Source organism: Dokdonia sp. (assembly GCF_039945015.1).
Lineage (GTDB): Bacteria > Bacteroidota > Bacteroidia > Flavobacteriales > Flavobacteriaceae > Dokdonia.
In genome coordinates this window covers 97,264-111,305 of sequence record NZ_JBDUXP010000021.1, presented here as the reverse complement: position 1 = coordinate 111,305, position 14,042 = coordinate 97,264, and the positions used below count along the sequence as shown (strand labels likewise).

Annotated in this window: 11 protein-coding genes; 10 read left to right on the top strand and 1 reads right to left on the bottom strand. The window is 33.2% G+C overall.

Annotated features, from left to right (window positions below; translation table 11 throughout):
• Nucleotides 1–381: 381 nt before the first annotated feature.
• The 7 genes from ABJD27_RS16760 to ABJD27_RS16730 all read left to right on the top strand — a co-directional run bounded on the left by ABJD27_RS16760 (nucleotide 382) and on the right by ABJD27_RS16730 (nucleotide 8,332).
• The gene (locus ABJD27_RS16760) at nucleotides 382–1,791 is read left to right on the top strand and encodes a sensor histidine kinase (RefSeq protein WP_348173573.1); all 1,410 of its coding nucleotides are present in this window, start codon (nucleotides 382–384) and stop codon (nucleotides 1,789–1,791) included.
• 325 nt (nucleotides 1,792–2,116) lie between these two features.
• Nucleotides 2,117–3,667 (top strand): S8 family serine peptidase, encoded by a 1,551-nt coding sequence (locus ABJD27_RS16755; protein WP_348173575.1) that lies wholly within the window; start codon nucleotides 2,117–2,119, stop codon nucleotides 3,665–3,667.
• Between the two features lie 10 nt (nucleotides 3,668–3,677).
• Entirely contained in the window at nucleotides 3,678–4,349 is a 672-nt protein-coding gene (locus tag ABJD27_RS16750; protein ID WP_348173577.1) for a hypothetical protein, read from the top strand.
• Nucleotides 4,336–6,288, top strand: a complete 1,953-nt coding sequence (locus tag ABJD27_RS16745; RefSeq protein ID WP_348173579.1) for a sensor histidine kinase — start codon at nucleotides 4,336–4,338, stop codon at nucleotides 6,286–6,288. The genes ABJD27_RS16750 and ABJD27_RS16745 overlap by 14 nt, the downstream gene beginning before the upstream one ends.
• Before the next feature lie 214 nt (nucleotides 6,289–6,502).
• Nucleotides 6,503–7,132, top strand: a complete 630-nt coding sequence (locus ABJD27_RS16740; protein WP_348173581.1) for a response regulator transcription factor — start codon at nucleotides 6,503–6,505, stop codon at nucleotides 7,130–7,132.
• A 271-nt stretch (nucleotides 7,133–7,403) separates the two neighbouring features.
• Nucleotides 7,404–7,820 (top strand): hypothetical protein, encoded by a 417-nt coding sequence (locus ABJD27_RS16735; protein WP_348173583.1) that lies wholly within the window; start codon nucleotides 7,404–7,406, stop codon nucleotides 7,818–7,820.
• A 128-nt stretch (nucleotides 7,821–7,948) separates the two neighbouring features.
• Complete coding sequence (locus ABJD27_RS16730) at nucleotides 7,949–8,332, top strand: LuxR C-terminal-related transcriptional regulator (RefSeq protein ID WP_348173585.1); 384 nt, start codon at nucleotides 7,949–7,951, stop codon at nucleotides 8,330–8,332.
• Between the two features lie 286 nt (nucleotides 8,333–8,618).
• On the opposite strand, the gene glyA is transcribed toward ABJD27_RS16730, so the two are convergent.
• On the bottom strand, nucleotides 8,619–9,893 hold the full coding sequence (gene glyA, locus ABJD27_RS16725; protein ID WP_348173586.1) for a serine hydroxymethyltransferase: 1,275 nt from the start codon (nucleotides 9,891–9,893) through the stop codon (nucleotides 8,619–8,621).
• A 113-nt stretch (nucleotides 9,894–10,006) separates the two neighbouring features.
• Between glyA and fahA the strand changes: the two genes are divergently transcribed.
• The 3 genes from fahA (at nucleotide 10,007) to ABJD27_RS16710 (ending at nucleotide 13,993) form a co-directional block, all read left to right on the top strand.
• Entirely contained in the window at nucleotides 10,007–11,299 is a 1,293-nt protein-coding gene (gene fahA, locus ABJD27_RS16720; RefSeq protein WP_348173588.1) for a fumarylacetoacetase, read from the top strand.
• Nucleotides 11,300–11,970: 671 nt separating this feature from the next.
• Complete coding sequence (locus ABJD27_RS16715; RefSeq protein WP_348173590.1) at nucleotides 11,971–12,930, top strand: ornithine cyclodeaminase family protein; 960 nt, start codon at nucleotides 11,971–11,973, stop codon at nucleotides 12,928–12,930.
• The gene (locus ABJD27_RS16710; RefSeq protein WP_348173591.1) at nucleotides 12,923–13,993 is read left to right on the top strand and encodes a proline racemase family protein; all 1,071 of its coding nucleotides are present in this window, start codon (nucleotides 12,923–12,925) and stop codon (nucleotides 13,991–13,993) included. The genes ABJD27_RS16715 and ABJD27_RS16710 overlap by 8 nt, the downstream gene beginning before the upstream one ends.
• Nucleotides 13,994–14,042 lie beyond the last annotated feature (49 nt).

The following is a 14,042-nucleotide window of genomic DNA, read 5'->3' as shown; positions in this document are numbered from 1 at the left end:
TCTCTATTTAAAAAGAAAAAATACACTAGGGCAAAAAAGATCGCCTTAAATTTTCATTATAAAGAACCATTAAATATTGAACCTATTATTTTCTTAGGGAAAATTTATGCTCGAGAATTTAATAAAGACTCTAGCATCTTTTGGCTTAGTAAAGCAAATTATCTTTTAAAAAATAACATCTCAAAAAGACACAAATTTCAAATTCTTTTATGGACGGGTTACAGTTATGATGTTAATAAAGAAACTACACAGGCTTTAAAAAATTATTTAGGTGCAGATTCTTTATCACATTTTATTAAGGACTCATACGAATTAGAAGTTTTATATCAACGTACTCTACTAATTTACAGTCAATATGATTACTCTGAATATTCAAATCATTTGATAAAAGAATATGAAAAAATAAAAGATTCTTTAAAAAACCCAATCTTTTCAAATAGCTTTCACAACACTTTAGGTAGGTATTATCATTTTAAAAAAAATGGAAAGGAATCTCTATTTCATTGGAATAAAAGTGTTTTAATTTCTAAAAAATTAAATGATTCCAATATGTTAGATAATGCATATTTCCATATGGGAATAGTATATGCTGAACATATTAAAAATCAAGATTCTGCTCGGTTTTTTTATAATAAAGCACTAAAGACTTGTAATTGCCCAAAATCAGGGTTGTATCAACGTACACTAAATTATAATATATCTAGAACATATAAATATGAAAATGACTATGAAAATCAAAAAGCATTTTTGTTTAAGACTCTAAAAGGCTTTTCTGTTTCTAGAAAATTACATATAAAAAATAATGTGTCAAGAGATTTATATGAAATATTTAAGTCTAACAAAAACATAGATTCTGCATTATACTATTTAGAATTACATAAACTATACAAAGATAGTTTAGTCTTACTAGACAATGAAAAAGGAATTAATGAAATTCAAACAAAGTATTATGTTGCAGATAAAGAGAACCAAATCCTTAAGGAGCAAACAAAAAACAAACGTTCACAAACAATAACTTATAGTTTTGGAGGTTTCCTGTTCTTAGGCTCCATCATAGCTTTTCTCGTCTATCGTAACACCAAACGCAAACAACGCATTGCAGAGCAAGATCGCGAACTCCAAATCCAGAAAACAGAAAAAGTTCTTAAAGAAAAAGAAATAGAAACCATTAATGCGATGGTCTCTGGACAAGAAAAAGAACGATTACGACTCGCTGGTGAGTTGCACGACAATCTAGGAAATACCCTTGCAACGGTACGTATGCAAGTAGAAAACCTAGAACGTAATCTTGATAAAGTAGATGATCCCAAATCCTTATTGCAAAAAACCAATGTGCTGGTCAATGAAGCCTATGACAAAGTTCGCTCCATCTCTCACGAACGTAATAGCGGGGTCATGGCAAAAGACGGACTCTTACCTGCTATTCAAAAATTGGCACGTACGGTTTCTAATCCTAATAGTCTTACTATAGAGGTACAAGACTTTGGGTTAGAAAACAGAATTCCCAACGAACTTGAAATTACCATCTTTAGAATCATACAAGAACTTGTGACCAATATTGTCAAGCACGCACAAGCCACAGAAGCTACTATCTCCCTCACCCAACACGACAACGAACTCAACATCATGGTAGAAGACAACGGCAAAGGTTTTAAAGCAACTAAACTCCAAAAAAAAGATGGTATGGGACTCGGTAGCATAGAACGCCGCGTAGAACACTTAGAAGGCTCTGTAGAAATAGATAGTGCTATAGGACATGGTACCAGCGTGAGTATTGATATTCCTTTGTAAACAGAACTAGATCTTATAAAACTTAAATGCTAGGCGATTGAGTGATTCTCATAGAGAATCGTATCGAATACTCTGTTCATAAAAACATGTCACGCTGAGCCTGTCGAAGTACATCAGACTTATCACATTCTCTCCCCTTTTACTACGCTTTATAAATCACAAACATCTTCCTACAAATTATTTACACATATGTCATTTCACCCTCCATTTTACGGGAACCCGTAACATAACATGTTGTTTTTCAGCAAATGCTAACAGAATATACCCAGTAATGGGTATAACAAAACATTGAATAAAACTTCAGTTTTGTTAAAAATATTTAACCATGAAAAAATATACTCATAATTATGATGGTGATGTTATTGAATTTAAAATCATTGAACATAAAGCGAAAGTTCAATTTATAAAAGAGGTTAATATTGAAAAACTCTATTATAAAGGCAGTAGCGAAAAAATAAGTTGTCGAAGACTATTCAAAAAGAATAATACTTACGAAGTTGATTTAATCAAAGGGTTGAAATTAAATGATCCAATAATTGATTCTGAGAAAGAGTTAGTCAAATCTAAAAATAGAACTTACGAACGAAAAGGAGAAATCTATTTTGGAAGTAGTTCTGTAATAATTTTAACTGATTATGCTTATTCAAAAGAGGAAATTCAAAAAAAAATAAATATTGAAGTAGGAATAGGAGAATGTAAAGATGGTTATGCAAATTTTCACCTCATAACATATGATAATGATAAAATTGCAGAAGATCAACAAAAAATATTATCGAATCTATCTTGGGTGAGTATTGCAGAATTAAATTTTTCAACAATTGAAAAGGCTCCTCAATTATTTGAATATTTTAATCCAAAATTTTATAACAAAATTGCCCCTGATCTTGGTGAACAAAAAGCGTATGACACTATAAAAGTAAATGAAACTCATAAGCAAGGGTATATAGGTAAGAAAAATATCAAAGTAGGAATCTTAGATTCTGGAGTAGATTTAACACATATTGATTTAAGAGAAGCAATAATAAAAAAATATTCCTGGGATTTTATAAATGAAGATAGTAAACCCAATCCATCAAACTATGATCCACATGGAACACATTGTGCAGGCCTAGCTGTTGGGAACAAGATCGGTAAATATGGTGTTGACGGTGTTGCTACAGGCTGTGGTTTGGCAGCATACAGGATTGGATTTTCTGATTATGATGAAAATGATATAAATAGAATAAGATTTAACATAGATTTATTTAAAATTATAAAAGCACTACTAATTGCTGGGTTTGAGGATAAAACTGATGTAATAAATTGTTCTTGGACTTTTAAATCTCCATTCAAAACTTTAAGAGCTGCTATAGAAGAAGTTGCAACAAAAGGTAGAGAAGGGTTAGGTACACCTATTGTTTTCTCTGCAGGTAATAAACAATGTACACAACAATTTCCTTCAAATTTAGATTCTGTGATAACTGTAGCAGCACTCGATATTGATAATATGCCAAAAAAGAAAAAAGAATGTAATTCATCAGATTGGGGTTCTAATTATGGGACTAAAGTAGATATTGCTGCTCCAGGAACAAACTTAATAACTACAGATATAATGTATGTATATGGAGCCAATAGAGAAACTAAACCTGGAGGAGGGAATAATTACTTTTTAAATTTTAGTGGTACTTCTGCATCTGCGCCATTGGTAACAGGGTGTATCGCTTTAATGCTATGTCAAAACCCAAATCTGAAAGCAGAAGAAATTAAAAGTATTATAATGAAAGAAGGTATTTACACCCCATTCCCTTCAACACCAGACAATCATTATGGAGTAGGCATTTTAAATGTTTATAACTGTGTAAATGAAGCAATAAAATTAAATAATAATCAAAAATAAAAAATGTATTATGGAAAACTTAACTAGTAATTTAAGACTAACTGTAAAAGATAACAACAGGTTTCAATTATTATATGTTGGACAATCCTATAGCACTTTATATGCACTTTTTGGGAGGTTTATAGTTATACCAGATAGCGATTATAACCCAAGAAAAGTAAGGTTACAAAGCTTTGAGATCAGAATAGTAAATTACAAAGGACCATTTAACTTAGGTATTGATGATTTTGAGATCAAAATCAATAAAAAAATTCAAAATGAAGGAAGTATTATAGAAGAAAAAGGAATATTTATAAAAGTAAACGTAAAAATAGATTTTGATAACTCAAAGGGTTCATATATAAAAAATGCTGAGAAAATCATTGAAGAATATGGTTCTTTCCCAGTTATAGAAAACGATTCATATCTTATCATTGATAGAACCTTGGTAGGGCTTAATAATCAAGTAGCTGTTCTGGAAGATACAGATATTGAAATAGAGAATACTATTAAATATGGGATTTTTGATGAAGAATTTTATTATCGTAATGGAAAAAGACACGTTAAAACTAGAAAGAATGGAGATTTTAAAATAATTATGGGACCAGAATATGACGAAGATTTAGATATTATTAATTTAGATGCGGGAGGAGGTTTATGTAAATCTTCGATAGCAAAAATTAGTGTCTATGACAATCCATAAAATTATTGAGCTACTACTTTTCTTTGTTGTTATATTAAATTCAGTAATCCTCTTAGGGCAAGAGACTATTTCTGAAAGGGTTACTGAAAATTTAATATCTGGAGATTCAATTACAGTCATAAATGAATCAAAAAAGATGAATGACCTACAACAACAAAAAAAAATTATATTATTAAATCAACTAATTAATAATCAAGGACAAAAACCTACGGAAGATTCTATTTCTTTTTATCAAACAATATATAAGACAAATGATACATTAACTATTCTAGGAAGTTGTATTAATGCATATTATCATCTGTTAAATAATAAAAGAAATGTACCATGTATACACCAATTAGAAAATGCACTTCAAATAGCTAAGGATTCTAATAATATTGATTTTCAAAAACTTGCATTACTTGGTTATTTAAAATTATATTCTAGAGAAAATACGTTAACAAGAAAATCTTTTAAAGAATACTTAAAAGAATATGAAAAATTAAATACAACTTTAAGTGACATTGCTTGGTCAAAATATTACAACAATTTATTTGAAGGAATGACTATAAAAGAAGATAGAGCAATTTTCCATCAATCTTGCAAGGATCTAATTAAGTTTATTTCTAAAAATGAATCCAAATTAAAAGATCATATAAAAATTAGATATTATGAAAATATTGGAGCATACTATAGAACTATAGGAACATTAGACAGTGCAAAATATTTTTTAAATAAAGTAATCGAATATAAAGACTCTCCTTTTACCTATCAAAGCAAGCTTAATGCTTTCTTAGATTTAGGTGCCACTTTTTCAAAAGAAGGTTTGTTCAATAAAGCTAATTTTTATTTTAAAAATGCAAATCAATATTATAATAGATCAGATAGTATATCATCTCAGGAATTATTAGATAGGTTTAAAGCAATTTATTATCATGAACCTAAAGCAATTGCATTAAATGAATCAAAAAATAATTATGCAATCGCTTATAAATTAATGTATAATTCTTTTTTAAATCGTAGATTATACAACTATGATAAAAATAACTTAGTTGTAAGTGAATTAAATCAGCAATTAAGAACCGCAGAAAAAGAAAAAACAATAGCAGAGCAAGAAACTAAAAATAACGAACTTATATTAGATAAAGTAAAAGCAGATGCAAAAACAAAACAAATAACTATAATCCTAACCTCCACCCTCCTCCTCGGCTCCATCATCGCCTTCCTCGTCTACCGCAACACCAAACGAAAACAACGCATTGCAGAGCAAGATCGCGAACTCCAAATCCAAAAGACAGAAACCATTCTTAAAGAAAAAGAACTAGAAACCATTAATGCCATGGTATCTGGACAAGAAAAAGAACGCCTGCGACTCGCAGGCGAATTGCATGATAATCTAGGCAGTACCCTTGCTACCGTACGGATGCAAGTTGAGAATCTAGAGCGTAATCTCGATAAGGTAGATGACCCAAAAGCATTACTTCAAAAAACCAATGACTTGGTGAATGAAGCCTATGAGAAAGTAAGATCCATCTCTCATAAGAGTAACAGTGGCGTGATGGCAAAAGATGGACTCTTACCTGCGATAGAAAAACTTTCTCGTACTGTTTCTACGACAAATACTCTTACCATTGATGTGCAAGACTTTGGATTGGAAAACAGAATTCCCAACGAGTTAGAGATTACCATCTTTAGAATCATACAAGAACTCGTGACAAACATTGTTAAACACGCACAAGCATCAGAAGCGACCATTTCATTAACCCAACATGACAACGAACTCAACATCATGGTAGAAGACAACGGCAAAGGCTTTATAGTAGGAAAGTTGGAAGAAAAGGATGGCATGGGACTTGGCAACATAGAACGCCGTGTAGAACACTTAGAAGGAAGCATAGAAGTAGACAGCACTCTAGGAAGAGGAACCAGTATCAGTATTGATATTCCTTTACAAGAATAAAGTTATATTTATAATATAACTGCATTCAAAATTTGCTAAAAGTAAATTGCACAGCACTGAGCCTATCGAAGTGTATCAAAATAAGCAAGATTAAAATACGACAGTAAATAATGCAATAACCTAACAACGAGTAATGAAATCAGCTTTTAATAGGTTACATTTCATAATCAATACTATTAAACTCATAAACAACTAAACCTATAAACACAAAAAAATGATCACAATTGCCATTGCAGAAGACCACCAATCGCTTATAGACGGGATCCAACTCCTATTAAAATATGAGGAAGGAATCTCCATTATAGGCACTGCAAATGACGGAAAAGGCTTATTAGATATTGTACGTCTCAAACAGCCTAAAGTGGTCATTACAGACATTAGGATGCCTAAACTAGATGGCATTGAGGCTACCAAGGTCATCTCAAAAGAGTTTCCGCATATCAAGGTGATTGCCTTCTCTATGTTTGATGAAGACCGAGCCGTTATCCAAATGCGAGACGCAGGCGCCAAGGGATATGTATTAAAGAATAGTCCGTTGGAGGAGTTATTAAAGGCCATTTATGCCGTGATGGAAGGAAATCCATATTATGACATAGGAATTGATCATACCTTGTTTGATAACGCTTCCGCGAAAGTAAAAACCCCAAAATCCAATCTTTCCAAAAGTGAGCGAGAAATCTTAAAGCTCATCGCTCAAAATAAAACCTCATCAGAAATTGCAGACATCCGATTTACAGCGGTCTCTACCGTAGAAAAACATCGTAAAAATATGATGCGTAAACTAGGACTTAGTGGTAAAGGAGAACTTCTTAAATATGCTATTCAGAGCAAATATGATTTCTAAAGAGCTATATCTCTTATAACATTTCATAACAATATCTCTATAACCTAGTATACTGTATACGTAGGCTCTAATAGTATTCTTTAAGATATATAGGGTACTGTCTATTCTTCAGGCACAGTTGTTAACTTTTTGTTAACGAATCATATCTTTTTACTTATATTGTTACGCATAACCATCAATATAATTACGGTTTATGCATAATCATCTAATGTTGGATATTTTTTTAAAGGTCGTAATTATATACTTTTAACAAGTAAAAAACAACAAAACAATGAAAAAAACCATTCTAGCAGTATCAATCATTTTAGTATCCATCTGTAGTAGTTTTGCCCAAACTCGTGACTTTGACGGGCTTTGGAAAGGCGTTATGGAAAAAGAAAATGGAGAACAATACACACTTACCCTATTTATTGAAGATAACAACGTATATGGTGTAGCAGAAGATGAAGATGGTGATTTAGTAAAAGACAGGCAATTTGAAGTACAAACGAGTAAAGGGTATGGAGAACAATTAAATTTTTTCTGGATTAACAAAGGGGGAGTTTGGACAGAAACACAAATGTTTTCTATCTCTTGGTCTTCAGAAACTGAACTTTCTGTATATCATATGAGGCATGTCTCAAACAAATCTGATGAGAAAGACGGAAATACCGATTGGGGCTATTTTGCAAAAGGAACCCTAGAATAAAAAGAATTATTACGTATTTAAAAAGCGAAATGTCTACATATGATATCTCGCTTTTTTTACAAGTAAATTATTACAAATACCTGATAACGGGTATTTTATCTACTACATGTTCTGGTTAAATTTATACTATGAACATAACCCAAGAGATTATTACACATATTGAACGCGCATGCCTACAACATCAAAAATTAAACATTCATCAAACACTAAAAATCATCATTGCCTATCGAACCATTTCTAAAAATCCTAAATTAATTGATAAAATCATTCATCTTATCAAAGTATATAGTAAACAAGAAAATTATTCTAGTGCCTTATCATCTCGACAAAATCAAATCTTTAATTTGATTGGTCTTGACTTTTCTTCAAAAGAGATTGCAGAGATGCTTTCTATAAGTGAAGCCACTGTAAGTACGCATCGTAAAAATATTAATAAGAAGTTACATCTTTCAGGTGCTGGTACATTACAACGAACAGCATATCAATATATACAAGGGAAAGAAATAGTATAAATCCTTAGTAATGGGGATATAAGATTAATAGATTAGATGTAGCTTTATATATTAAAATTACATTGTCGTTATGAAAGCTAAAGTATCTATTAATATTCAAATACCATTTATCATCATAACACTTGACCTTTCTTTTCTAATAAGCAAACGATAACTCTAATCATCTATATAAAGTATCACATAGAAATTATTTGTTATATGTAAGTATTTCAATAAAATAGTATACACAAAAAAAGAGTGTTCCATATAGTATGAAACACTCTTTTTTTATGACTATTAATTAGTATTAAGCTACAAATAATGGCTTATCACCCATCATTTCATTTACTTTTCCTGCGATTGCTTCTAGTGCAGCATCATCTTCATGATTTATAATAGCTTCATCTATAAAGTTAACGATGGTTTGCATATCGTTTTCTTTAAGTCCACGTGTTGTAACTGCTGCAGTTCCTATACGAATACCTGAAGTCACAAACGGTGATTTATCATCAAATGGCACCATATTTTTATTTACTGTAATATCTGCTTTTCCAAGAACAGCTTCAGCAGCTTTCCCTGTAATATCTTTATTACGTAAATCAATAAGCATCATATGGTTATCTGTTCCTCCAGAAATGATATCATATCCTTTGGCAACAAAAGCAGCTGCCATTACTTGTGCATTCTTTTGTACTTGTACCATATAATGTAAGAATTCATCAGTAAGTGCTTCTCCAAAAGCAATGGCTTTTGCAGCAATGATATGCTCTAAAGGTCCTCCTTGATTTCCTGGGAAAATCCCACTATTTAATAATGAAGACATCATACGAGGTTTCCCACTCTTAAGCGTTAGTCCAAATGGGTTTTCAAAATCTTTCCCCATTAAGATAAGACCTCCTCTTGGTCCGCGAAGGGTTTTATGTGTTGTTGTTGTCACTATATGACAATGTGGTATTGGATCTGAGATAATTCCTTTGGCGATAAGACCAGCAGGGTGCGCAATATCTGCAAATAAGATGGCATTTATACTGTCTGCAATTTCGCGAAAGCGTGCATAATCTATTTCACGAGAATAAGCACTCGCTCCGGCAAGGATCATTTTTGGCTTTTCGCGCAAAGCGATCTCTTGAATTTTATCATAATCTAGACGCCCTGTCTCCTTCTCTACTCCGTAAAAAATAGGATTGTATAATTTTCCTGAAAAGTTTACTGGAGATCCATGTGTTAAGTGTCCTCCGTGAGACAAATCAAATCCTAAAAAAGTATCTCCTGGCTTTAAACACGCATGGAAAACAGCCGTGTTTGCCTGAGATCCAGAATGCGGTTGCACGTTTGCATATTCGGCTCCAAAAAGTTCTTTGGCACGCTCTATAGCAATAGTTTCCACCACGTCTACTACCTCACAGCCACCATAATAGCGTTTACCAGGATATCCCTCGGCGTATTTATTGGTAAGTACAGAACCAGCAGCTTCCATTACTTGGTCACTTACAAAGTTTTCTGAAGCAATTAATTCTAATCCGTCTATCTGACGTTCTTTTTCTTCTTGAATCAAATCAAAAATAGCAGTATCTCGTTGCATAGTATGTCGTATGTTAAAAAGAGATGTAAAAATAGCATAAACTGTTTATTGCACTACTATAAAATCCTATATTTGAATAGTAAATTTTACGAACCTCTTATTTAGAACTATATATGCCACTATCTGCAAACGATCCCACAAGAAAAACTTGGCTAAATATATCCAAGAACACTGATTTTCCAATCCAAAATATTCCTTTTGGTGTATTCCTTACTCGTGATGATGTCATTACTATCGGTACACGTATCGGAGATTATGCTATCGATCTAGGTGCATTACATCAACTTGGTTATTTTAAAGATATCCCACTTACAGATGATATCTTTTTACAAGACACGCTTAATGACTTTATTGCCGATGGCCGTAAGACCTGGCGATTGGTACGTAATCGTATCTCTGAAATTTTTGAAGAAAGTAATACCGCTTTGCGCGAAAACGAAAAACACCGTGCTACCGTTATTTTTGATATGAGCGAAATCGAAATGCAATTGCCTGTACAAATAGGTGATTACACAGATTTTTACTCGAGTATAGAACATGCGACCAATGTAGGAACCATGTTTAGAGGAAAAGAAAATGCTTTAATGCCTAACTGGTTACATCTTCCTGTTGCCTATCACGGAAGAAGTTCGTCGGTGATTCCATCTGGAATTCCAGTACATAGACCACAAGGTCAGAAATTGCCAAATGGAGCTACAGAGCCTATTTTTGGCCCTTCTCGCTTGGTTGATTTTGAATTAGAAATGGCATTTATTACAACAGCAGCAAACCATCTAGGAGAATCTATAGATGTGACCTGTGCCGAAGAACATATTTTTGGACTTGTCCTATTTAATGATTGGAGTGCTCGTGATATTCAGAAATGGGAGTACGTACCACTAGGGCCTTTCCTTGCAAAGAATTTTGCCTCTTCTATCTCTCCATGGATTGTAACACTAGATGCATTAGAACCATATAGAGTAGAAGGTCCAAAACCGCAAAGAGAACTCCTTCCTTATTTACAGTCTGAAGGTAAAAAGAGTTTTGATATCAAATTGGAAGTTGCCTTGCAACCAGAAGGAATGAAAGAAACGATCGTTTCTAAATCCAATTTTAAATATATGTATTGGAATATGAGTCAGCAACTGGCGCATCATACTGTAAATGGATGTCCAGTAAATGCAGGTGATATGATGGGAAGTGGTACCCTTTCTGGTCCTACACCAGATTCTTATGGGTCCATGCTAGAATTATCTTGGAGAGGAGAAAAACCTGTACAATTAAAAGAAGGTGGTGATCGCAAGTTTATAGAAGATCATGATACCGTAATCATACGTGGTCATTGTACTGCAAAAGACACCCCTCGTATCGGTTTTGGTGAAGTTTCTACAAAGCTATTACCTGTATTCCAACCGAAGACAAAGTAAGTACCTTAAACAGATTTATATTCCCAAAACCGTAATGGGTGGTTGTCCTCATAAAAACGTAATTTTTTTCTTACGTTTTTATGAGGACTTTCCGTTTCATATACTCTCTAAAACGATTACCTGTATTCCAACCGAAGACAAAGTAGATAGAATAATGACTTCACCAAAACCTATTGGTGGTTATCATAAAAAAAGAGTACATTTTTTCTAGTACTCTTTTTTTATGATTTTCCGTTTCATTTCACTACAAAATTATTACCTGTATTCCAACCGAAGACAAAGTAAGTATCTAAACAGATTTATATACCCAAAAACCGTAATGGGTGGTTGTCCTCATAAAAACGTAATTTTTCGTGCGTTTTTATGAGGACTTTCCGTTTTAAGTAATCTCTAAAGTTACTTCCTGTATTCCAATCGAAGACGAAGATTGAATAACTGTCATTCCGAACGAGGCACGAGGAAGAATCTCATCCTGAGCGACAAAAAATATGAGATTTCTCCTATCGTCAAAATCACTAGCCTGACAGACTTATAATAATAGAGATATAAGTATACACACTAATTTTTATCAAAAAACCTCAATTCACACTATACAATCCATAACTAACACTATTTGTTCCAATCTACAAGTAACATAGTATTAGAATTGTAAAATTCTGTACTTTTAAAGTATGGATAAAATTGCTCAAATAAGCAATCATTTTATTGAAGAAAACACACATTTTCCAGAATTAATAACTGAATTACAACAGGTGTTTTCATCACAAAAAACGATTGTTCCTATGCGTCATCATCATGACTTTCCTAATCCTACAACTGGAGCAGACACAACACTATTATTAATGCCGGCTTGGAATCCTAGCGAAGATGCAGGTGTAAAAATAGTAACGGTAAATCCTGAAAATTCACAATTTGATTTACCATCTATTCAGGGTACCTATATTTATCTTGATGCTACAAAAGGAACTATCAAAGCTATTTTAGAAGCAAAGAGTTTAACGGCAAAACGCACAGCAGCAGCTTCTGCCCTAGCGGCATCCTATTTATCCAGAGAAGATGCCTCCTCATTACTGATGATTGGCACTGGAGCACTCTCTATAAATTTAATAAAAGCACATGCGTCTATACGCCCTATAACAGAGGTGTATATCTGGGGGCGCAACTTTGATAAAGCAAAAGCACTCGCTATAGCATTAAAAGACAAAGATTTTACAGTTACTCCTATACACTCCATCGAAGAAAAAATAAAAGATGTATCTATTATCTCCTGTGCTACCTTATCAAAAGCGCCTTTAGTTTTGGGTAAGTACTTACAACCTGGACAACATATAGATTTAGTTGGTGCTTACAAAAAAGATATGCGTGAAGCCGATAATGAAACTCTCACAAAATCTTCTATTTTTATAGATACCTACCAAGGAGGATTAAAGGAAAGTGGAGACATTGTAATTCCCTTACAACAAAGAGTTATTCAAGAAAGTGACATTAAAGCAGATTTATTTGAACTCTGCTCTCAAGTTAAAAAAGGAAGAACTTCTAAAGAAGAAATTACGGTATTTAAATCTGTAGGTCATGCGTTAGAAGATCTTGCCGCAGCCAATTATTATTATAAAAAATATACGAATGCCTAAGACTACCTATCAGAATATTTTAAAAAACAAAACATATACGCCTCCCAAAGATTGGTTGCAAATTAAAACCATCGATATGCATACTGGTGGCGAGCCGCTACGCGTCATTGTTGATGGATTTCCAGAATTAAAAGGAGATTCCGTCTTAGCGTATCGTAGATATTGTAAAGAAAATCACGATGATTTACGTACCGCATTGATGTTTGAACCTCGTGGACATGCAGATATGTATGGATGTATCTTGACACCTCCTAATGATGATGAAGGTGATTTTGGGATCATCTTTCTTCATAATGAAGGGTATTCTACTATGTGTGGTCATGCTATTATCGCTATCTCTACCCTTGCTATAGAGATGAACTGGATAACTATTACAGAAGGCGATAATGAATTAAAAATCGATGCTCCTTGCGGACGCATTACGTCGTATGCACATGTGAAAAATGGAAAAGTAATTGGTATTCGTTTTTATTGTGTACCAAGTTTTGTAGTCAGTTTAGATAGTACTGTTGATGTTCCTGGATTAGGAATGGTTACTTATGATCTCGCTTATGGAGGGGCTTTTTATGCCTATGTAGATATGGCAAAAAACAAATTCGATTTTGACCTAACTCCTGACTCGTACAGACAATTAATTACTAAAGGAATGGACATTAAACATGCCGTGATGAAGGAAGATGCTGGCATTTTACATCCCTATGAAAAAGATTTGAGCTTTTTATATGGAACTATTTTTATAGATAACACAAAACAACTCTCAGGAAATGATAGCAGAAATGTCTGCATTTTTGCCGAAGGTGAAGTAGACCGTTCTCCTACAGGTTCTGGGGTTTCTGGCAGAATGGCAATTCATAAAAAGCGTAATGAGATTACCAATGGAGAAACAATGACTATTGAGAGTATTACAGATTCGGTTTTTAAGGGTTCTGTGATTTCTGAAGAAGAGTATGGCCCATTTACCGCCGTCATACCACAAGTAGAAGGCACGGCACATATTACAGGTATGCAAACCTTTGTGATCGATCCGGAGGACCCTATGAGAAATGGGTTTATTTTGCGGTAAGTCATAAAAGAAATTGGTAATGATTCTTTTTACGCTTTCGCGAAAGCGT

Bases quoted from the DNA above. Each gene is read 5' to 3' on its own strand.
- ABJD27_RS16755 (WP_348173575.1), top strand. From the start codon at position 2,117: ATGAAAAAATATACTCATAATTATGATGGTGATGTTATTGAATTTAAA.
- ABJD27_RS16750 (WP_348173577.1), top strand. From the start codon at position 3,678: ATGGAAAACTTAACTAGTAATTTAAGACTAACTGTAAAAGATAACAAC.
- ABJD27_RS16745 (WP_348173579.1), top strand. From the start codon at position 4,336: ATGACAATCCATAAAATTATTGAGCTACTACTTTTCTTTGTTGTTATA.
- ABJD27_RS16740 (WP_348173581.1), top strand. From the start codon at position 6,503: ATGATCACAATTGCCATTGCAGAAGACCACCAATCGCTTATAGACGGG.
- ABJD27_RS16735 (WP_348173583.1), top strand. From the start codon at position 7,404: ATGAAAAAAACCATTCTAGCAGTATCAATCATTTTAGTATCCATCTGT.
- ABJD27_RS16730 (WP_348173585.1), top strand. From the start codon at position 7,949: ATGAACATAACCCAAGAGATTATTACACATATTGAACGCGCATGCCTA.
- glyA (WP_348173586.1), bottom strand. From the start codon at position 9,893: ATGCAACGAGATACTGCTATTTTTGATTTGATTCAAGAAGAAAAAGAA.
- fahA (WP_348173588.1), top strand. From the start codon at position 10,007: ATGCCACTATCTGCAAACGATCCCACAAGAAAAACTTGGCTAAATATA.
- ABJD27_RS16715 (WP_348173590.1), top strand. From the start codon at position 11,971: ATGGATAAAATTGCTCAAATAAGCAATCATTTTATTGAAGAAAACACA.
- ABJD27_RS16710 (WP_348173591.1), top strand. From the start codon at position 12,923: ATGCCTAAGACTACCTATCAGAATATTTTAAAAAACAAAACATATACG.